Genomic DNA, 21552 nt, shown 5'->3' on the forward strand with positions numbered 1-21552 from the left:
CAATTAAAAACCGGAAAGTGTTTACTATAAACTTGAATTTCGATAATTTATTCTATCTGTTCCACTATTGAAAACTTAATTGATTTTCTAATATTATCAGAAGAATTCCCTACATGAAGCAGGTAATCTCCAGGTTCTAATACCCAATCTTTCATTTCTTCATCATAATATCTCAAGCTGAGTACATCCACCTCTCCTTTCACTTCTTGGGTTTCTCCTTTTTTCAACTCCACTTTACCGAAAGCTTTCAGCTCTTTTTTAGCTCTCATGACTTTCGACTTCACCTTTTCCACATAAAACTGAACGACTTCTTTTCCTTCCAACTCTCCAATATTCTTTACATCGCAAGAAGCGATTATTGTCTCTTGTCGGTTGAACGTTTTCTTGTTTAATGTCACGTTCATTATCAAAAAGTCGGTGTAGGATAAACCGTATCCAAATGCATATTTTGGCTTAATTTTCTTTGTATCATGCCATCTGTATCCCACAAGAATATCGTCTTTATATTCCTGATTAATACTATCACCTGGATAAGACATTTCTCCAAAATGATGAGCGGAATTGTCTTCCAATTTCATAGGGAAAGTAAAAGGTAATTTCCCTGATGGATTTACATCTCCGACAATAACGTCTGCCAATGCGTTTCCTCCTTCACTACCTAAATACCATCCCTGAAGCACTGCTCTCGCATTTTTCTCCCATTGCATCTCCACAGCGTTTCCACTGATAAGAACTACAACTATATTTTTATTTACTTTAGCTAAGTCGTTAATAAGGTCCTCTTGTCCAAAAGGAAGTTTATAGCTCAGTCGGTCGCCTCCTTCACAGTCTTGCTCATGATTCTTATTCAATCCTCCATAAAAAATAACAACATCAGCATCTTTTACTGTTTCCAGTGCCTCCTTCTTCAACTCCTCCTGATCAAAAGCTGGAGGCAATACTTTTCCATATTGAGCTCTACCTGAAGAATACCCCATCGCATAAGTAATTTCATGATCAGGTAATCTATTCTTCAACCCCTCTAAAGGTGATATTTCATATTTTGGTTTTAGTTCTGATGATCCTCCTCCTTTCGTCATCATTCTAGTGGCATTTTCTCCAATAACTGCAATCTTTTGTTTTTTATTGATATCCAATGGCAACAACTTTCCTTCATTCTTCAACAACACAATTCCCTCAGCTGCCACTCTTCGAGCCACCATTTGATGCTCCTTAGAATTTACACTTCCAAAAGGTCTTGTTTTATCCAATGTTGTTCGGTACATCAATCTTAAAATACGTCTTACTTTTTCGTCTACCACTTCCTCAGGTACCTCACCTTTTCTTACCAATTCCTTCATAGGCCCTGCCATGTAGTAGTTCTCGTAATGATTTACCTCAGAATAAGTTAAACCATTCGTACCTGTTCCCATCTCTATATCTAAACCATACAAAGCGGCCTGCTTGCTATCGTGAGCAGCACCCCAATCCGTTATTAATACACCATCAAAATTCCATTTCTTCTTTAATACCTCGTTCACTAAAAATTCGTTATGAGAACAATATTGTCCTCTTAACTGATTGTAAGCACTCATTACTGACCATACATTCCCTTCTTCAACAGCTGCTTTAAATGCGGGGAAATAGATTTCGTTTAATGCCCGATCACTTACTTCTACATTAATATGATCCCTCCATAATTCCTGATTGTTTACCACAAAATGTTTTACACAGGCAGCGACACCATTTTCTTGCACCCCTTTAATGTAAGGAACTACCAATTCTGAGGCTAAGTAGGGATCTTCACCCATGTATTCAAAATTTCTACCGTTCAATGGCGTTCTGTAAATATTTACTCCTGGCCCTAATAACACATCTTTGTTTCTATATCTTGCTTCCTCTCCAATGGCCTTTCCATATTCATAAGATAGACCTTTACTAAAAGTAGAGGCTAAAGCCGTTAAAGCAGGAAATGCTGTTATCGAATCGTTCGTCCACATCGAATACCCCCAATCATCCCAATTGACTTCTGCCCTTACGCCATGCGGACCATCCGACATCCATAGTTCAGGAATTCCTAATCGAGGAACGCCTTTAGAAGAAAACTTCGACTGTGCATGACACATAGCTACTTTCTCCTCTAATGTTAATTGAGCTATTATTTGATTTATTTCATCTTCAATTGCATCACTTTCTTGGGCGGTTAGGGTAATATGCCCAGAAAAACAAAATACGAAGAGCAAACACGCATTAATTAGGTTTATCTTTCTCATTATCAAAAAAACATTTCATATTAAAAAAGAGGGAGAGCAATTACTCTCCCCCGATTGTTCATCTATCTGCCCTGCTACCAGCCTTCATTTTGCTTTAAGTTCGGATTACTTGATAATTCCTCTATTGGAAGTGGCAAGTAAGCGTTTCTCGGTTTGAATGTTCTAGGATCAGAATTTAATTCTCCGTCTTCCACTTTTTGATTTTCAAACTCTGAGAAAGCCGTTAAAACTTGTTCTAGTTTACCCCATCGACGTAAATCAAACCAACGATGTCCTTCGAACGACAATTCTGCAATTCTTTCGTATTCGATATCATCCATTGTAACATTAGAAACTAAAGAAGTATACCCAGCTCTTTGGCGAAGTTCATTGATGTATTTTGCAGCATCTCCACCTTGCCCCAACTTCACTTTAGCTTCGGCTGCCAACAATAGCACTTCAGGATATCTCATAATTCTCTCGTTAGTACCTGCCGAATATTCCCAATCTGGCTCAGCTCTCTCTGTAGTACGTGCATCGTACTTCATTCTTAAATACCCTTCGATTTGCCAGTTCTTTGTTTCTAACCCTTTCCAACGAACAGAATCAGAGGCTACAGGCTCGTATCCAGGACCTTTAGAAGCGATATACTCTTCATAAATTCCTCCTGGCTCGTAATACGTATTTTTAAAGTCTTCCCAAGAAATTACACTTTGATCTCTTCTTGGGTCGCTAGGATCGAATAAATTATAGATCCATTCTGTTGGATTTTGGAAACCCCATCCACCTCTGTTGATCGTATGTCCACCAACAAAGTCTCTTGGTCCACATAATACCATATTGATATTACTTTCTGCGATATCCGGATTCCAAGGGAAACCGTTACCGTAAGGGTTATTTGATCTAAAACCTAACTCAAATAACGACTCATCACTCCATTCTCCATCCACATGTAGTGCATCATCAAAATTCTGCACTAAAGAATAGTGTCCTGAATTAATTACCTCATTCAATAAATCGAAAGCTTCTTGGTAGTTTTCATCTCTGTAGATATATGTTTTTGCTAACAATGTTTGAGCGAATCCTCTTCCAATTCTCCACTTTTCCGGTTGCTCTTCTGGAAGCATTGTGATTGCCTGTTCCAAATCTAATTTGATTTGAGCATAGACTTCTTCCTGCGTACTCTTTTCTACATTATACTCGCTTCTCGCTTGTTCTTTTAATATTAAAGGAACATTCTTAAACATATTAGTAAGTTCAAAATACAAATACGCTCTCATTGCATAAGCTTCCCCCACAATCGCTTCTCTTTCCCCAACAGGCTCAACTAATTCTATAATCAAATTGGCTCTGTAGATTGTAAAGTAATACGCTCTCCAAACATCTCTTACGTTTGGTGTAGACTCACTATTTGTGTACAAGTTGATTTGTTGTAACCAAGCCTGATCACCATTATCACCACCACCTGCATTGATCATATCTGATGGAATTGCCTTCAATAAACGAGGGCTTACATAGTCCGTAGAGGCATATTGTCTTTGTAACTGTGCATATACTGCCACCAATGCCTGTAGACATTGCTCATCTGTCTTGTAGAAATCCTCTACCTTTACTGCTCCAGGTTGTTCAATTTGCACCCAATCTTTAGTACAAGAGGTACCAAGCATGAGGCAGAAAAAGAAAACCCATATATTTCTGAATATCATTTTCATTGTTAATTTCATTTTAGTTCCTACATTAGAATGCTACATTCAAACCGAACATCATTTTACGAGGTGTTGGATACACCCCTTTATCAATACCTAGTGCATTGGCATCATTATTACCTGCAATAGGATCCATACCTATATAATTCGTGAAAGTGAAGTAATCGTCCATTGAAACATACAGTCTAAGATTACTTAAGTAAAGTTTCTCTACGAATGATTTCTTAAAGCTATAACCTAACTGAATCTGCTTGATTCTAAAGAAATTAGCATCATGTACTAAGAAATCAGACTGGTAATAATTAGAATCTGTTGTTGGACTTGGAAGCGATGCACCTTTGTTGTCTGGTGTCCAACGGTTTTCGTAGTAATGCACTAATGTATTTGTTTTTAAACGGTCTGGTCTGTACCAACCAATTACTGCTTGAGCACCTGCCTGACCTTGCATTACGATATTCAAATCAAATCCTTTATAAGAAGCGAAGATCTGACCGCCATAAGTAATGTCTGGATGAGGATCACCTAAGTAAGTTTTATCTGCTTCTGTGATCTCTCCATCACCGTCTAAATCTGCTAAGATTGGTTCTCCCGTTTCAGAATTTACTCCTTCACTTTTATATCCACGGAAATACCACATTGGATACCCTTCTTGGAATACAGTTGCTTGTTTCCAACCTGGACCAATCTCAGCCCCTGCGATAAATGGAGCCGGGTCATTTACCTTGATTACTTTATTTTTCAATGTGGCCATATTCAGGTTGAATCCATACTTGAATTCGTTATCGTGGTTATTGTATCCAATTACAATCTCCACACCTGTATTTTCGATATCACCTAAGTTGGTATTTGGTGCCCAGTTACCTACAGTTGCTGGTACCTGTGCTACTGCCAAAAGATCTTTTGTGATTTTTCTATACCAATCAATACCAAAGGATACTTTACCATCAAATGCATTTAAATCGATACCAATGTTGGTTTGATCTGATGTTTCCCATGTTAAATCTGGGTTGGATAATACCGATGGCTCCGATCCGAACATTAATTCATTACCTGGAACAACTATATTGATATTTTCCGATACAATAGATGGTTTATACAAGAAGCGACCAGGAATAGATTTGATACTACCATTTTGTCCCCACGATCCACGAAGTTTCAAGTAGTCAATCACAAAGTCTTTCGGGAAGAATTCTTCGTTTGAGATATTCCAACCTGCCGAGAATGAAGGGAAGACACCCGATATGTTATTGTATGGTACCATCGCCGTAGAAGTAATATCGTTACGAAGTGTTGCCGTAAACATATATCTATTCTTGTAATCGTAAGAAACACGACCAAAGTAAGATACCATCTTGTTCTCATCTGTAAATGCGTTCAAGTCGTTATTCGACTGACCTGTATAAGCATGCTCATTGTACAATGGATTGTTTACGTTCATCGGACCAGAAGCTGATGTTAGTGTTCTTAAGAAGGATTGCTGAGCCGACATACCCACTGTTGCTTGGATAGTGTGATCGCCAAATGTTTGATCATAAGTGGCAAAGTTCTCCCACATCCATTGATGATAGTACGTATTGTTATCAGTTACTCTTAGCGTATTACTGTTATTATCTGATCCTGACCAGAAAGGCATATCGTAGAAGTGCTCTCTTTCACCACTCCAATCGATGGATGGACGAGTAGTAATCGATAAGTTTTTAAATGGTTTCACTTCTAAAGCCATCACCCCTAATAATTTATCTCTTTGCGTACCGCCATTTCCTAAAATTTGCTGAACAAATGGGTTGGTTGCTTCAGATAAACCTTGGTTTGAAGTAGAATAATATCTGCCCTGCTCATCTTTATACATTGGGAAACCACTCTCGATCCCTAATTGTGTATTTGCATTTTCTTGCCCTGGCTCGAAAGCGATAGGTAACATCGGCTCAAGCGTTAAAGATGAGGCGATAATACCTCTATACTCATCCTGATCTGTTAGTCCTGATCTATTCTCTCTTGAATAGGTAAGATTGGTAGAGATACTTGCCCAAGGTTTTAATTCATGCTTTACGTTAAAACGAGCATTCAACCTGTCGTAACTGGCTTTATCTCCACCAATTATACCGTCTTGTTCGTAGTAGTTTAGAGATGTATAATACGTTGTTTTATCATTTCCTCCTTGCATCGATAAAGTGTGACTTTGAATTGGTGCATTTTCCACTACTTCTTCTAACCAATTCGTATTGTATCCTGTAGAAGTTAAAGGAGTGTACCCTGAATTCCCTTGGAACATCTCGTTTTGGAATTGGATGTATTGATCTGCACTTAATGTTTTCGGCAAGTTTCTTTTGTCTGCCGACTGAATACCATATCTAAAGTTATAAGAGATTTTACTCTCGCCTTTGGCTCCTGATTTAGTAGTCACCAAGATTACACCATTACCACCTTCAGAACCATAAATCGCTGCAGATGCGGCATCTTTTAGTACCTCAATGCTTTCGATATCCTCTGGAGCTAAGTCTGCAATTGAACCCGATTTTACTCCATCAATAATATAAAGAGGTTCTGAGTTACCATTCGATCCTGCTCCTCTAATTCTCACCTTGGCATCCGAACCTGGCATACCAGAGTTTGGCGTTAAAGACACCCCCGGTGTGATACCTGCCATAGCATCAGTTAATGTACCAGAAGATCTGTTTTGTAATAATTCGGTATCAACACTAGCTGTTGATCCTGTAATCAAACTCTTTTTTTGTACACCGTAACCGACTACCACCACTTCTTCTAGCTCTTTTTCGTCTATTTGCATGGTGACATCTACTTGTGTACGAGCCCCCACTTCAATTTCTTGCGTTTTATATCCTATAAACGAAACAGACAATACATTTTGACCACTGTTTAACTCGATACTAAATTTTCCATCAAAATCTGTGATGGTACCTATAGTAGTTCCTTTAATTGATACGTTCACACCAGGTAAAGGCGATACTCCATCCGTATCTACCACCTTACCTTTTACTATTTTTTTATCTTGTGCACTTAATTGCGTGCTAAACAAGATGAACATTAGCAATGGCATAAACCAATGCAGTTTTATTCGTTGTTTTGTTTTTAACATCTCCAATAATTTTAGTTACTCTGAATAATTGAAAGCTGAGACGTTTGGTTTAAAGTGTTTTTTTATCCCTCAGCTGAAAACCATATGTTTCATGCAACGGGTTGCATATAGATTAAAAAGTATGGTTTTTATCAAGATTAGGTTGTTGTAATAGTTTTCTAAATTTTCATAATTCAAATTTTCATTTCCTAGATTGAATAACATGTCGTTAGCTAATCGGCATATGCAAGTATCAAAAATATCTTAAAAAAATGTCGCAAAATGTACGTCACTTTTTTACACTCCCAATACACACTTATTACACATTTCTATTTTATATTACTGATTTTAGGAGACTTAACACTAAAACTGCAATTCACTTTTTATTCGTAAAAAATACATTTTATATCAATTGAATTAAAAAAAGTATCAATTGATAAAATTTTGATGATGAAAAAAATCAAATAAAAAAAGCTTCATCACTCTAATTAATGAGTGATGAAGCTTCTATATATATGAAATATAATTACTTCTCTTAGTTGTTATTAATATTACATGTTTCCAACAGAATAATTCTGTCCATATACATATTAATTTCGTTTTCAACATTGTAGTTTAAATCTTTATCAAATTGAATGGCTACAAGGCGATCCAACTCTTTTTGTAACTCTACAAGTTTACTTTTTAATGTTACTCTTTTTTCTATTGCTTCAATAATTGCTTCGCTGTGCGGCATATTTTGATTCACAATAAAGTCTTTTAAATCTTTTTGATCATCGTATGATAAACCATCATGAGCAACTTGAGCTAATCGTAATCCTTCTACAAGATCCGCATTAACACTAAACTCTTGAAACTTTTCTTTTAAAACTTCTACAAGGAATGATGATGAGATATTCATAGTTCAATAATTTTAAGCAACAACGATTGTGTGAATTTTTCAGACTCTTTACAATATTTTAAACTACATCTCATTCGTTTGTGTTCGCTTTATTTGTTTGTGTTAACAAGACAGTTTTGTTTTTACTTGTTTAAATGAAAGCCTTTATTAAAAAACTTCTATCTAATTAACTTTATAAGACCTTTATCTAGTATATCGTTACATAATTTTTTTTCTATCACCCTAAAAGTGAGGTACAAAAAAAAGAGCTCCGAATATCAAAGCTCTTTTCCAACCCAAAAACTAACTATTTCTCATTGCTATAGTCTTTAGATACTCCCTCCTGAAAGGGGATCAATATTTTTACGTCCTTATTACTAAGGCGATTTATTCTCTCATTACATATCTAATACACCTAACTATTCTCCCCCCCTACTTTTTATATGTTAAAAGAATGTTAAGAATATGTTTTTTTCTTTTTGAGAGGAAAAAAGTCGAATTGAACTCATAAAATAATTATTTTGTTAACTATTTAAACTTTATATGATTGTTATTTGATCATTTTATTAAATTTGAGCATAAAATAAATTGTACTTTCTGATATTTCAATAAATAAAAAATGGGAAAAGAAGATATTTTTGGTAGACAACAAAAAAAATATGCCCTAGTAGACTGTAATAGTTTCTACGCTTCTTGCGAAAAAGTATTTCGACCAGATTTAGCACACCGACCTGTTGTGGTACTCTCTAATAATGATGGCTGTGTAGTTGCGGGTAGCAAAGAAGCAAAAAAGCTAGGGTTAAAAATGGGTACTCCATTTTTTAAAGTAAAAAATATTATCCACAAACACGACGTTGCTGTTTTTTCTTCTAATTATGCTTTATATGCTAGCCTCTCTAAAAGAGTAATGAGTATTTTAAAACAATACGCCCATGCCATAGAAGTCTACTCTATAGACGAAGCCTTTCTCGACCTTAGTCAGACAGAAGGTACAGAAGAAATTGGACAAATAATTAAAGAAAGAGTCATGAGAGAAACAGGTATTCCTGTAGCTATAGGTATTGCCCCTACCAAAACTCTCGCAAAATTAGCCAATCATGTCGCAAAAAAAGACGACCGTTTTGATGGGGTGTGTGAATTTACTTCTTTCGAAAATGACAAAAAATATATGGCCCATTGGCCTGTGGACGAACTTTGGGGAGTTGGTAGGCAACACACCAAATCGTTAAACGAGTTCAACATTCGTACAATTGGTAGTTTTATGGACCTTCCCGAGGGTAAAATCAAAAAGCAATGGCACACTCCTGTTTGGCGTATCTATAAGGAACTTCAAGGCATTCGAATGAATTCCTTCGTGGCACATGTCCCTAAGAAAAAAGGAATAGGTACAGCCAGAACCTTTTCCAAACCTCTAAGTGATTGGAAAAGGTTAAAAGAAATCGTTGCAGGTTTCGCTGCTATGGTCGCCGAAAAACTCAGAAAACAAAATTCTTGTACCAAACGAGTGTCTGTATTTGTAAGTACCGATAAACATAGAGAACAAAATCCCTATTACGGGTCCAAAGGAACAAAACTCGATATACCTACTGATGACACCGCCACGTTAATCAAGGTACTTTTGCCATTATTAAAAGATATTTATAGAAAAGGACATAATTATAGAAAGGCTGGAATTTATGTAATGGACATCTGCCCCAACTATTCAAGGCAACTTTCTTTAGAAACATCGTGTACTTCCCAATACCTTACACGGAGAAGTAACTTATTATCCACTATAGACAAACTCAATAACAAGATGGGTAAAAACACTGTAGTGTTCGGTACACAACGCATTGCACACCGTAATGGGTTCGACATGAAACAAGAGCATAAATCACCTAATTTTACTACACATATCGGTGATTTTCTAAGTGTTAGATAATCTTAAATTGATTAAACAATCGTAAATAAACGAAACCTATTCATTAAGTGTTAAGAATAGTTTACAAACAAAAATGTATAGGTTATAGAGTGCAAATTACTATTTGATAATCTTAAAAAATGAATTAAATATCACATGAATACATTTTTTTCAATGAATCTTATTGTTTTTCATAGGATTTTTCTCACTTTTGTAATGTACTAATCAAAGATAAGGTTAATACCTTTTAATGTTTGGCAAAAAGTGGAACAAAAAAGGCGTTGATCGAGTTAGATAGGTTAGTTATTGAAACAGACATAAAACGTACTTTCACCTTGTGTGGAAGGATATTTATAAAAATCTCATTTTTAATTGGTTTTAGTTTTTAGCTAAGTTGTTAAAGGTCCTGCTCTATGAGCACGACCTTTTTCTTTTTTATAGCTATTTACCCAAATCCAAAAAACAGGATAAACCTTTATTCAATACCCTTTTCTAGAAAACCAATAGTCACATCATGATCTAATGGTACACCTTTAGACATTAGTGCTTGCACTCCTAACATTACGGTACCTGCAAAAATTACTTTATTGATATCTCCATTAAATAAATTTAGATAAGGTTCTCTTAGATGTTCAGTAAAAGGATTGGCTCCTTTCCCTCTTGCTGATAAAAACTCTAAAATGGTCTTGTTCTCTTTATAAAACTCTTGTTCGAAAAAATAAAACGCACGAATAGATTGTTCTAAACTTTTATACTGAAGAGCTTTCTTCTTGCCAATAAAATTAATTATTGCCTCCACTAAGCCTTCTTCTCCTTCAAAACGAGTATAAAATACTTTGGTAGTTGTACCGCAATAGCTGGCTAATTTTCTAAGTGACCATTCTCCCTTATCTTCTATATATTTAATAGACATTTCTATCATAGCCTCTTTCGTAGGAGCGGCATTTTTTCTTATTTTCATTATTTATTAGGTATATCCAAATGTTGAGGTAGTTGTATGTATGGTTCTTAATATCGAAACATAGAACCACACAAAAGAAACATTGTTGCAAAAATCATTCTTTTCGGGCGATATTTCATACTATTAGGAGAAATTTTGAAGATGATTCTTATTATCTTCTAATTTTGCAATAAATTTTAAAAGATGACAGCAAGAGAAATACAACAGTCGATAGCGGAGCGTTTATCATCAATATACGATATAAACGAAGCCAATAGTATTGCCTATTTATGGCTTGAAGAGAGATTAGGTCTAAACCGTACCGATGTGATGCTCGACCGCAATACTATAGATGTATCGGCAACAACTCTTGATGAAGATATTGAACAACTCTCTAAGCATTACCCTATTCAATATTTAGTGGGGAGAGGCGATTTCTATGGCAGGAAATTTCATCTCAATCCAGATACACTCATCCCTAGATCTGAAACTGAAGAATTGGTGCATAAAATCCTTCAGAAACACCAACAAGGTGTTTTAATTGATATTGGCACAGGATCCGGCTGTATTCCGATTACAATAGATTTGGAAAGTGACATAACATGTTACGGAATTGATGTTAACCCCAAAGCACTCGAGAAAGCAACATTAAACGCAAAGGAGCTGGAGAGCAAAACAAAGTTTTTAGAAATCAACATATTAACCGCAGCTCTAGAAGAATTTTCTGATGTGGATGTGATCGTGAGTAACCCTCCTTATGTTACTTATGCTGAAAAAGAAATTATGGATAAAAACGTGGTGGATTTTGAACCTGAATTAGCCCTGTATGTTGATGACGACAATCCATTAATTTTTTATAAGAGAATCACTTTATTGGCTACAGAAAAACTAAAAAAAGGCGGAGCACTGTATTTCGAGATCAACGAACAGTTTGGAAAAGAAACTGCACAGTTGCTAATCGACGCTGGATTTAATAATGTAGTCATCTCTAAAGACTTTCAGGGGAAAGATCGTATGGTCGAAGGAATTTGGTCCTAATCAACATCAAATAGTATATACTAAGAGGGGTGCAATTGGCTTACGACCAAAATACACCCCTCTTTTATTTTACGCTACAGGCGTCTTATATTTTAATCACTCTTACCGCCAGCATAACATCCAGCCCAAGAAGTAATAAACCTGCCATCAAAAAGTAATAAAATTTATTAGCACCTACATCGGCCATTTTACTGCTTTTTAATTCTCCTTGGATATTACCTATAGAAGAAATCAAGCGATTAATATCATTACGTTCATCACTAATTTCGAAGTAACTACCGCCAGTACTATTGGCTAAATCAATCAATGATTCGGAGTTTAGCTTAGTGACTACATCGTTCCCCATCTTATCTCTTTTAAAACGGTACCCTGCCGGAATTTTACTTCCTGATTTTGTACCGATGCCCATGGTAAACAATTTCACATTTTGATCTTTAATCTGACTGATTGCTGATCCTGTGTCTTTACCATAATCTTCTCCATCACTAATTAAAATGATGATTTTAGAGGCTTGTTTGGCTGTTGGCAACCCTTCATCAGCATCCATCAGCTTTTGAATAGCCATTTCTAAAGGAGGACCAAAATCGGTACCTGTATTTGATATCAACGAGGTACTCATGGTTTCGATAAACATATTCAATGCATTCCCGTCGTATGTTAGCGGGCATTGCAAGAAAGCGTCCGAGGTAAAAACAATTAATCCTAAACGATCAGAATTAAATGACTTAACAATCTGCTTTAGTTCAAATTTTAGTTTTGCTAATCGAGATGGTTTCACATCTATGGCATCCATCGACTTCGATAAATCGACACAGATGTAGATATCTTTACTTACTGCTTTTACTTCTTTTTTCATTTCACCAAAAGTGGGACCCAATAAGGAAATGATAAATAAAGAGAAGTAAACCGTTCTCAAAATTAATTTATAAAGAGTAGCACCACCTTTCGCTCTGAAAGATTTTCTGGCATTTATTATTCTTAAAAGATAGAATCCGTAGAAAAGAATAAAAACACCAATTAAAGACAACTCTACTATTCCAAGACTACGTGTTAACGACATGTTTGTTAATTAATGATCTATGTTTTTCATTAAATATGAATCCCTGAGTGATCCATCCGACTAATTTATCAGAAATATTTCACTCAGACAGTAGCAAATTTAAAATAATTATTGATGCAAAGTAAAAGTGTAATTTTTTTTAATGTTTTTATTATTGATTTTGAGGATAATGTATAAATCATAAATTTAATTAACACTTTTTTACCGATTCTGATTTGGATAAGATGAATTCACCGTGCATATTTGCATCGCATTAAACGAAAAGGGGCTTAGAAATAAGCAGCAAAAAGTTTAATGGAGAGTTGCCAGAGTGGTTAATGGAGCGGTTTGCTAAACCGTCATCGGGAAACCGATGCATGGGTTCGAATCCCATACTCTCCGCATCGTTCGGGATGTAGCACAGTCCGGTTAGTGTACCTGGTTTGGGACCAGGGGGTCGCAGGTTCGAATCCTGCCATCCCGACAAGAGCGATCTTCATTAGAAGATCGCTTTTTTTATGTCCAAGAATTTCTATTGCGTTCATATTGCCCTCCTTCTTTTTTTGATTATTTCATTTCTTCTTCATCCATCGTTAAAAGTTGACTCCTACATTTACACCATAGCAGGAAATAAAAACTAAACGATATAAATTGAAGCAAAAACACTTTTTAATACTATTACTCGCAGTCTTAAGCGTTAATTTCTTAGGGCTTATCAACGATATATTCGACGTTGACTCTGCATTGTATGCATGCATAGCGAAACATATCGTTAACACCAACGACTTTATCAACTTAATCGTTTGGGAGGAAGATTGGTTGGACAAGCCGCACTTTCCCTTTTGGATCTGTGCAATCTCCATGAAAATCTTCGGCATCAATAGTTTTGCCTACAAACTCCCTTCCTTTATCTTCTTTTGTGTAGGTCTTTGGTACACCTATCGATTAGCCGAAAAGCTCTATAATAAAACAGTCGCTCAATACAGTGTATTGATCACAGGTACTGCTTTGCATATTATGTTATCCAATAACGATGTACGAGCAGAGGCCATTCTGATGGGATTAATTATGGGAGGCATTTACCATCTCTATCAGTTTTCGAATAAAAATACCATCCTTCATTTATTCGCAGCAGCACTTTTTTCTGCCTTTGCTGTAATGACAAAAGGTGTTTTTATACTGATTATTCTCTACTCTGCCGTTTGGGGTGATTTGATCTTAAAAAAGAAATGGAAAAATATTATACATGTGAGGTGGCTATTAGTCCTATTTTTCACCTTGATATTCACCCTGCCAGAACTATTCGCTCTCTATTATCAATTTGATGCTCACCCAGAGAAAATCGTATTTGGCACCACCAATGTTTCGGGAATTAAATTCTTCCTTTGGGATAGTCAGTTTGGACGATTTTTCAACTCCGGCCCTATCAAAGGAGAGGGAGATATCTTCTTTTTCTTACACACTTTATTATGGGCCTTTGCTCCATGGGCACTCATCGCCTACGCTGGTATTTTTGAAGTGATTTATCAAAGAATCAAAAATGGAAAAATAGCGAAAGAGTATGTTACAATATGCGGATTTGGTATCATCTTCATCATCTTTTCTGTTTCAAAATTTCAGCTTCCTCATTATACCAATATCGTCTTCCCCCTTTTAGCTATTCATACCTCTCAAACTGTTATTCGATATACAGTAAAAAAGAAATGGATAGACATACTATCAAAAGTAAGTATACAGCTCTACTGTGGTCTTTTCTTATTGATATGTATCGGAATTATCACTTTCTATTTTGATGAAATAAACTACTGGGGGGTGATATTAAGTACCCTTCTATGTATCAGTATACTGTTTTTTCAACTTGGAATAACTTCCAATCTGCATCAAAAAGTGGTGATTATGGGAGTTGTATGCAGCTTAGTGATGGGAACTTTCATACATCAGGTATTCTATAAAGATGTGCTCACTTATCAGGGCAGTGTAGCTGCGGCAAAATATATCAATAAAGAATACAAAGGTAGAGAAGTACATCAAGTAGGAAATAGTTGGTTATTTCAATTTTACCTAGAAGCTAAACATCATATCAATATTGATCTTCAACAGCTTAAAAATATACCTATAGATAAGCGACCCTTAGTATATGCTAACAAATATTTTTTAGAAGAGCTTAGGGAAAAGCAACTCCCTTTTCGCATAGTAAAGCAATACGGATCTTTTCATATCACGACGATGAACGCAGAGTTTGTAAACGCCAAAACAAGAAAAGAATCGTTGGATACATTTTTAATTATTGACTTAAATACATCTCAACTTTCTGATACAAATGGAAACAAAAAAGAAAATCTATAACATCCTTGGGGTATCTACTTTACTGCTATTTATTCCATTAATCATTGCATTAGTCACCAAAGAAAGACAAACTGCTTGGATGGTACATCTATTAAACGACAACCATTCTATTGAACTAGATTATTTCTTTAAGTACATCACCAACTTAGGTGATGGGCTCTTCTTAATTCCTCTTTTAGGCTTGGTTTGGCTCGTTAAAAAAGAGTATTGGCCGGTATTGGTTATATCTGCGGCATTACACGGAATATTGGTTGCTTTATTAAAAAAAGTAGTCTTCACGGGAGATGCATTAAACCTTAGACCTGCAGGAAAATTTGGAGCAGAAAGTTTTCATCAAGTACTCGATGTGCATTTCCATATGGCCAATAGTTTTCCTTCTGGACACACTACTACAGGCTTTGTTATAGGCGCTATGATCATTCTATTATTTCCCAATTGGAAAGGTATTACTGCTGGGATGATTTATGGGTTTATCGTAGGAATATCAAGAATGTATTTAGTGCAACACTTCTTTTTAGATGTTGCTGTCGGCAGTATTTTAGGTGTATTTACAGTCTATCTAAGTCTTCATATCTGCTACAACTATAATTTATTAAAAGTGAAGCCTTGGAAGAAAGATCTTCCATCGCTATTTAAGCAACCTACTATTCAGAAAATATAAATTGTAATCGAGTATTTAATTATATAGATGTTTTTTAGGGGTTTTCTTCTCTAAAAATCAATTTTCACTTCTTACCAGTCGAGCACATATCGACATATGAATCTTACAGTCTCTAAACATCACAAGGTTATTTAACTTTGTGATGTTTTTTTATCACATTTGTAAACTGAACCACAAACATGATCCATGAAGAAAGTTGTTTTAATTGCCAATCCTGTATCAGGAAATGGAAAAGCTAAAAAGGCAGCGATGTTAAGTGCATCAATTTTAAAAGAAAATAAATTTGATGCTCAGATTGTGTACACCGAATACGCAGGGCATGCGACCGAACTTTCTAAAGATTTAAGTGATAAAAACGATATTATCGTTGCCGTTGGAGGCGATGGCACGGTCAACGAAGTGGCCACAGGTTTAGTCGGTACTAACTGTATTTTAGGTATTATTCCCAATGGATCTGGAAACGGTTTAGCAAGACATCTTAAGATCCCTATGAATACGAGCAAAGCTGCTCAATGCATTATCAAACAGCATATTTTGGCTTTAGATGCCCCTACGATTAATGGAAAGTATTTCTTCTGTACTGCTGGGGTTGGATTCGATGCTCACATTTCCCATGTCTTCGCCACAATGAGTGGTCGAGGATTGAAAAACTACATCAAAGCGATCTTCAAAGAGTACGGAAGTTATCAAACAGGGACGTATGGTATTCAATTAGATCAAAAAGAAGAGTGGACGCAAAAGGCTTTTGTGATGACCGTTGGGAATGCTGCTCAATATGGGAACGAGGCATTCATTGCTCCAAAAGCCAAAGTTGGCGATCAACAATTGGAAATGACGATCCTTCCTTCCCCAAATCTGCTCAAAGGAGCTGTATGGGGAATTAGACTTTTCCTTAAAAACATTGATAAGAGTAATGATGTACGTACTTTTAGTGGTCGATCGATTCAAATCAATAGTGATGAAAAGTTGGTGAACGGACATCGAGATGGGGAGCCTGATACTTGGGAATACCCGCTTATTTTTAAAGTAGAAGACCAAATAAAAGTCATCGGAGTAAGCGATAATTAATCGATATACGATAAGATTTAGGTGATTTAACAGTAGATCATCAAAAAGATAAATACCTTTGAGGAAAATAGAATTACAGATGCAAGACAAAGAATCAAAATTACTCATTTACTCCACTTTGGCGATGTTTATTCCATTTATCATCTCCATTGTAACAAATGAAACCGCCACAGCATGGTGCGTTCATTGGTTTAACGATATCAATACTCCTTTCTGGAATAACTTTTTTGCCTATGCCACTCACTTAGGTGATGGCCTAGTACTTATCCCTTTATTGTTTATCCTTCTTTGGCTAAAAAGAGAATATTGGACGGTGTTAGTCATGGCCTCAGCAATACATGGCATTATCGTTTATCTTGTTAAAGAACAAATACTAAAAGGATCTGACTTCGCCTTACGCCCTGCCGGCTTACATGGCACAGATGCTTTTAATCAAATATTAGAGCATCATTTACACACCATAGATACTTTCCCATCGGGACATACCACCACGGCATTTGTTGTTGGAGGAATGTTCATCCTAATGCTACCTAATTGGAAAGGTATTCTTATCGGATTAGGTTTTGGTATCACCATCGCTATCTCAAGAATGTACCTAGCACAACACTTCCTAGTAGATGTATCCGCGGGTGCGATCGTCGGTTTAATGACGGTTTGGTTGTCTTGGACTATTGCGAAGAAGAAGAATTGGCTAAGACTTAAACCGTGGGTTTAAATTAAAAGTGAAAAATTAAAAGTTAAAAACGTAGTTAGTAACAATAACGCATTCTCCATCAAAGTAAATCTATTTTGATGATAGAACTCTTGCGTTAGATCAACTAACTACGTTTTTCATTTTTCACTTTTAATTTTTCATTTTCCCCGAGGATTTGTAGTTGAGAGTAGCCACAATTTCTTCTCCATAAAAAACATGAATATCATAATATCCCTTAGAACGGAGTTTTGATTTTATAATGATACTATCTTTTGATGATGTTGTTATTTCTGCTTTTAAAGGATGTAATTCTTTACCATACCTTAAACTCAACTTCTCAGAATTAATATCAATAGTTTTTAGAGTGATCATAAACTCTTCATTTTTCATCACTTGATTACTAAAAGTAGAAGGACTCTCCAGAAAGATCTGATGTGAAAAGGCAAAGTGATAATGCAATGGCTTTTGAGTAAACTCATCAAATGTCAAATGATTATCTAAAAGCTGCCATTTTTCATCCAAAGGAAAATGAGTGAGGATAAATTGTTCAGGACTCGACAAGAAATATCCTTCATTGAAATCGAAAGTAAAGGTGTATTCGTTATTTTTAAAGTAACCACTTGCCCAAGTTGGGTCTGATAAATACCACTTCCCATCTAGTTTAACGGCATTCCAAGAATGATTAGGAAGACTTTTTTTTGAAAGAGAAGCGGATTGAATATTTCTTCCAAAGCCATCCACAATAACACATTCAATGTTGACTATTTTACACATTGATCTTAGTAAATAAGCATAACCGGTACAAACGGTTTTATGATCTTCAACTAAAATTTTGAAAGATTTCCGAGCAAAACTATCATTCCATTCTTTCAGCTTTGCCTCATCTTTAGCAAACTTCTTCCGCATCTGCTGATTTTTGGAATTATTGATACGGTCTCCTTTTATATTAGTACAGATCCAATAAAAAATACTCCTAAATTTATCCTTATCAGAGGGTAAATCTTTGGTAAGGTTTATTGTAAGATGATAAAGTTCTGTCAGTTCACTTCCTTTATAGCTTAATGCAACACTATCTGCTTTATGATATTCGTTTAGTTTATTGCGAGTGGTTTGAGCTTGAATTGAAAGAGAAAGTAAAAAGAAAAAGATGAATTTCTTCATTAAAAAATTGATTTGATTCTTTGCCAAAAGGTTTTCTTGTTGGATGCATAAATGTTATGTACAGAAACTTCTCCCAATAAAACACATGAGTCTTGTTTCATCACAATATTTAAATCAATATCTTGAGCTGCCTCAATAGTTACTAGTTGTTGTTCATATCCGATGTAATTAATAGATAAAACATTTCCCTCTTTTAGTGAAGGTAATTTAAATTCTCCATTATTATTAGCTGCTATTCCAATTGATGTACCTTGTATAAGTACAATCGTACCAGGTAACGGGTTTCCTTGTTCATCCTTTACAATACCACGAACTGTAATACCCTTTTTGTTGTCTTGACTAGCTTCCTCTTCCTTCTGCTCCGTTTTTTCTATAGGTACATCCGTTTGCGCTTTAGTATCATACATAGGTAAAAGAGAAAGTAATGATATCACAGCCACTCCAGGAAACCATTTCTTTTTTGGTGGTATTGGCTGAAGAAGAGAATAACTTTTTAATTGGTCCTCTTTAAAACGACCACAAACTTTCCCTTTAGACTGTTCCAAATACTGAATGATTTGTTTATCAGTCATACCTGTAAAATTCACTACTTCTTTTTGGCAATGACTACAAAAACCGCCTTTCTTGGTCGGTTTAAAATTGGTTGGATCCTCATGACAAGGAGTTTCTATAGTTAGCTTTATTCCTGTTTTCATATTCTAATTTATGAAATTAAAAGTGAAAAATTAAAAGTTAAAAACGTAGTTAGTGACAATAACGCGATCTCCATCAAAGTAAATCTATTTTGATGGAGATCTCTTGCGTTAGATCAACTAACTACGTTTTTCATTTTTCACTTTTAATTTTTCATTCCTTTCCTTCACTCTTCACTCCCCCTCGCTGTCATCCTATTATCAATCGCCCTCTCCGAGAACTCCTGCATAATTCCTTTTGCCAAATCTTCCAATTGTTTTTCCTCTGCCAAACCTGTTCCTTTCAAATCATGTTCCTGCATGCGGTCAGTTTTGAAATTATACATGAAAGTGACCTTCTCTCCGTCAAAGCCTAGAGTGTAATCTCCTTCTGTGACTTGGAAAGTACCCGGATCGAGAAAGTTTACGGCAAAGTGTTTTTCTGTAGAATCAATTGCTGATGATCCGAAAGAAATATAGTCTTGCTTCACTCCTAGGTAATCCATTATGGTTGGGAAAATATCAATTTGTTGGGTGATGGTAGAATCCATACCTACAAAGTTTTCATCACCTGGAGCATAATAAATGATAGGTACCTTAAATAGACCAAGGCTCGTGGTGTATTCAGGGTAATACACTTGGTTGGTATGATCCGCAGTAATCACAAATATCGTATTCTTAAACCAAGGCATTTTTGATGCCGTCTCGAAGAATCGTTTCAAGGCATAATCGGTGTATTGAGTTCCTCGGTTTAGTGGTAGAGGACCACCCTTAAATGTATCTTCGTATTTTTCTGGAATCTTAAATGGGTGATGAGATGATAAAGTAAACAAAGAACTTAAAAACGGTTCCTTGAAAGTATTCATTGTTTCCGCATAGTATTGTAAGAACGGTTCGTCCCAAATACCCCAAGTTCCATCAAAATCGTCGTCGTTGTTGTATTCGGTCATACCGTAATAATCGTCATACCCCGCCACATTCATGAAGGCTTCAAATCCCATCGACCCATTGGGTGCACCATGAAAAAAGGCCGAATAGTATCCTTCTTCCTTTAAAACAGAAGCAATGCTATTAATAGAATTAGTTGAATAATGTGATAATACAAATGGCGAATAGAAATTAGGAATACTCGCAATCACAGAAGGCAAAGCAGAAATTGATTTTCGACCATTGGCAAATGCGTTCACATAAGCTTTGGAATGTTGAATCAAAGAATCTGTAAAAGGTGTGTATCCTACATAGTTTGGATCTAAAGGATCCTGATTCATTGCCGATACATATTCACGACCAAAACTTTCAATCACAATCGTCACCACATTCATTTTCTTTTGTGGCTTCTCTTGGTTAGGGTGATGATATGCCGAATATATTTTTGATAATTCCTCTTGAGAGAAATACGTTCTTTTGTGTGCTATTTTTTTGTTGATCGTACGCAACATGGCAAAAGGAGTGTTCAATACCACCGACATTTCAAGCGGCTTTTTGACAAACTCCCCTGCATTATTTAACGAAATTGGTCTTGTTGTTCCATCAAAGCCACCACGTGCAGCACCACCTAACAAACCTGCTGATACTAAAAAGATGACTGAATGAATCAAAGTATATTTCAGAACAGGTTGTTTCACTCTTGGTTTAGTCAACACCACATTATTATAGGCGACTATAAATAAGAACATTTGTACAACCCATAAAACCGTCATGTACCAATAATCAACAAATAGGAAACGGAAGAATAAAGTCGCTCCATTTTCCTCATGAGCAAATTCTTGAAATATAGATGCTGTTGTTCTTTTAGATGTAAATTTAAAGAAGATGGTATCTGCCAAGTTCATCGCCAAAGTAATGGCATTAACGATAAAGACAGAATATTTAATCACATTCTGATACATCTTGTTATACCTTGCTTGTGAAGGAAACAAACTCATCAATACAAAGATGGCATTGGTATAAATCGCTGCAGGCAAATCAAATTTTATTCCTCCTAGAAAGAGGGTGATGACGTCTGCATCGGGAAAATAGGTGCTATTTAAAAAGAAGAATATGAATCGTGCAGATGAATACAAACTTAATATCAATAAAAATCTGTATATGTTGACAAATAAGATACTTGTCGTTTTTGTTTTTTGCGACATGGTGTTGAC

At 35.8% G+C, this 21552-nt stretch carries 15 protein-coding genes and 2 tRNA genes; 8 read left to right on the plus strand and 9 right to left on the minus strand.

Features of this window, described 5'->3' with window-relative positions:
* Positions 1–47: 47 nt before the first annotated feature.
* The 4 genes from MY04_RS11495 to MY04_RS11510 form a co-directional block, all read right to left on the minus strand.
* A complete protein-coding gene (locus tag MY04_RS11495) occupies positions 48–2252 on the minus strand; it encodes a beta-glucosidase (RefSeq protein WP_066209818.1) in 2205 nt (734 codons plus the stop codon).
* Between the two features lie 74 nt (positions 2253–2326).
* Positions 2327–3943 (minus strand): RagB/SusD family nutrient uptake outer membrane protein, encoded by a 1617-nt coding sequence (locus MY04_RS11500; protein WP_158297669.1) that lies wholly within the window; start codon positions 3941–3943, stop codon positions 2327–2329.
* 25 nt (positions 3944–3968) lie between these two features.
* Complete coding sequence (locus MY04_RS11505; protein ID WP_084005854.1) at positions 3969–7034, minus strand: SusC/RagA family TonB-linked outer membrane protein; 3066 nt, start codon at positions 7032–7034, stop codon at positions 3969–3971.
* Between the two features lie 514 nt (positions 7035–7548).
* A complete protein-coding gene (locus tag MY04_RS11510) occupies positions 7549–7914 on the minus strand; it encodes a hypothetical protein (RefSeq protein ID WP_066209823.1) in 366 nt (121 codons plus the stop codon).
* Positions 7915–8512: 598 nt separating this feature from the next.
* Between MY04_RS11510 and MY04_RS11515 the strand changes: the two genes are divergently transcribed.
* Positions 8513–9814: a Y-family DNA polymerase gene (locus tag MY04_RS11515; protein WP_066209825.1), complete on the plus strand. Its 1302-nt coding sequence runs from the start codon at positions 8513–8515 to the stop codon at positions 9812–9814.
* A 454-nt stretch (positions 9815–10268) separates the two neighbouring features.
* Here MY04_RS11515 and MY04_RS11520 read toward each other — a convergent pair whose 3' ends face one another.
* The gene (locus MY04_RS11520) at positions 10269–10754 is read right to left on the minus strand and encodes a hypothetical protein (RefSeq protein WP_066209827.1); all 486 of its coding nucleotides are present in this window, start codon (positions 10752–10754) and stop codon (positions 10269–10271) included.
* A gap of 183 nt (positions 10755–10937) precedes the next feature.
* On the opposite strand from MY04_RS11520, the gene prmC reads away from it, so the two are divergent.
* Positions 10938–11771 carry a peptide chain release factor N(5)-glutamine methyltransferase gene (gene prmC / locus MY04_RS11525; protein WP_066209828.1) on the plus strand — a complete coding sequence of 278 codons (834 nt, stop codon included), beginning with the start codon at positions 10938–10940 and terminating at the stop codon, positions 11769–11771.
* 85 nt (positions 11772–11856) lie between these two features.
* On the opposite strand, the gene MY04_RS11530 is transcribed toward prmC, so the two are convergent.
* Positions 11857–12831 (minus strand): vWA domain-containing protein, encoded by a 975-nt coding sequence (locus MY04_RS11530; RefSeq protein ID WP_066209830.1) that lies wholly within the window; start codon positions 12829–12831, stop codon positions 11857–11859.
* Between the two features lie 296 nt (positions 12832–13127).
* On the opposite strand from MY04_RS11530, the gene MY04_RS11535 reads away from it, so the two are divergent.
* The 6 genes from MY04_RS11535 (at position 13128) to MY04_RS11560 (ending at position 17600) form a co-directional block, all read left to right on the plus strand.
* A tRNA-Ser gene (locus tag MY04_RS11535) sits at positions 13128–13212 on the plus strand.
* Positions 13213–13219: 7 nt separating this feature from the next.
* A tRNA-Pro gene (locus MY04_RS11540) sits at positions 13220–13294 on the plus strand.
* A 167-nt stretch (positions 13295–13461) separates the two neighbouring features.
* Positions 13462–15156 carry an ArnT family glycosyltransferase gene (locus MY04_RS11545; protein ID WP_084005855.1) on the plus strand — a complete coding sequence of 565 codons (1695 nt, stop codon included), beginning with the start codon at positions 13462–13464 and terminating at the stop codon, positions 15154–15156.
* Complete coding sequence (locus MY04_RS11550) at positions 15131–15817, plus strand: phosphatase PAP2 family protein (RefSeq protein ID WP_066209832.1); 687 nt, start codon at positions 15131–15133, stop codon at positions 15815–15817. The genes MY04_RS11545 and MY04_RS11550 overlap by 26 nt, the downstream gene beginning before the upstream one ends.
* Before the next feature lie 186 nt (positions 15818–16003).
* Positions 16004–16885: a diacylglycerol/lipid kinase family protein gene (locus MY04_RS11555; protein ID WP_066209834.1), complete on the plus strand. Its 882-nt coding sequence runs from the start codon at positions 16004–16006 to the stop codon at positions 16883–16885.
* A 58-nt stretch (positions 16886–16943) separates the two neighbouring features.
* Positions 16944–17600 (plus strand): phosphatase PAP2 family protein, encoded by a 657-nt coding sequence (locus MY04_RS11560; protein WP_169055530.1) that lies wholly within the window; start codon positions 16944–16946, stop codon positions 17598–17600.
* Positions 17601–17729: 129 nt separating this feature from the next.
* On the opposite strand, the gene MY04_RS11565 is transcribed toward MY04_RS11560, so the two are convergent.
* From MY04_RS11565 to MY04_RS11575, 3 genes are all read right to left on the minus strand, one after another.
* Positions 17730–18740 (minus strand): transglutaminase domain-containing protein, encoded by a 1011-nt coding sequence (locus tag MY04_RS11565; protein WP_066209839.1) that lies wholly within the window; start codon positions 18738–18740, stop codon positions 17730–17732.
* Entirely contained in the window at positions 18740–19435 is a 696-nt protein-coding gene (locus tag MY04_RS11570; RefSeq protein WP_066209841.1) for a carboxypeptidase-like regulatory domain-containing protein, read from the minus strand. The genes MY04_RS11565 and MY04_RS11570 overlap by 1 nt, the downstream gene beginning before the upstream one ends.
* A gap of 164 nt (positions 19436–19599) precedes the next feature.
* The gene (locus tag MY04_RS11575) at positions 19600–21543 is read right to left on the minus strand and encodes an LTA synthase family protein (protein WP_066209844.1); all 1944 of its coding nucleotides are present in this window, start codon (positions 21541–21543) and stop codon (positions 19600–19602) included.
* Between the last annotated feature and the right edge of the window lie 9 nt (positions 21544–21552).

It is taken from the genome of Flammeovirga sp. MY04 (genome assembly GCF_001682195.2).
Taxonomy (GTDB): Bacteria; Bacteroidota; Bacteroidia; order Cytophagales; family Flammeovirgaceae; genus Flammeovirga; species Flammeovirga yaeyamensis.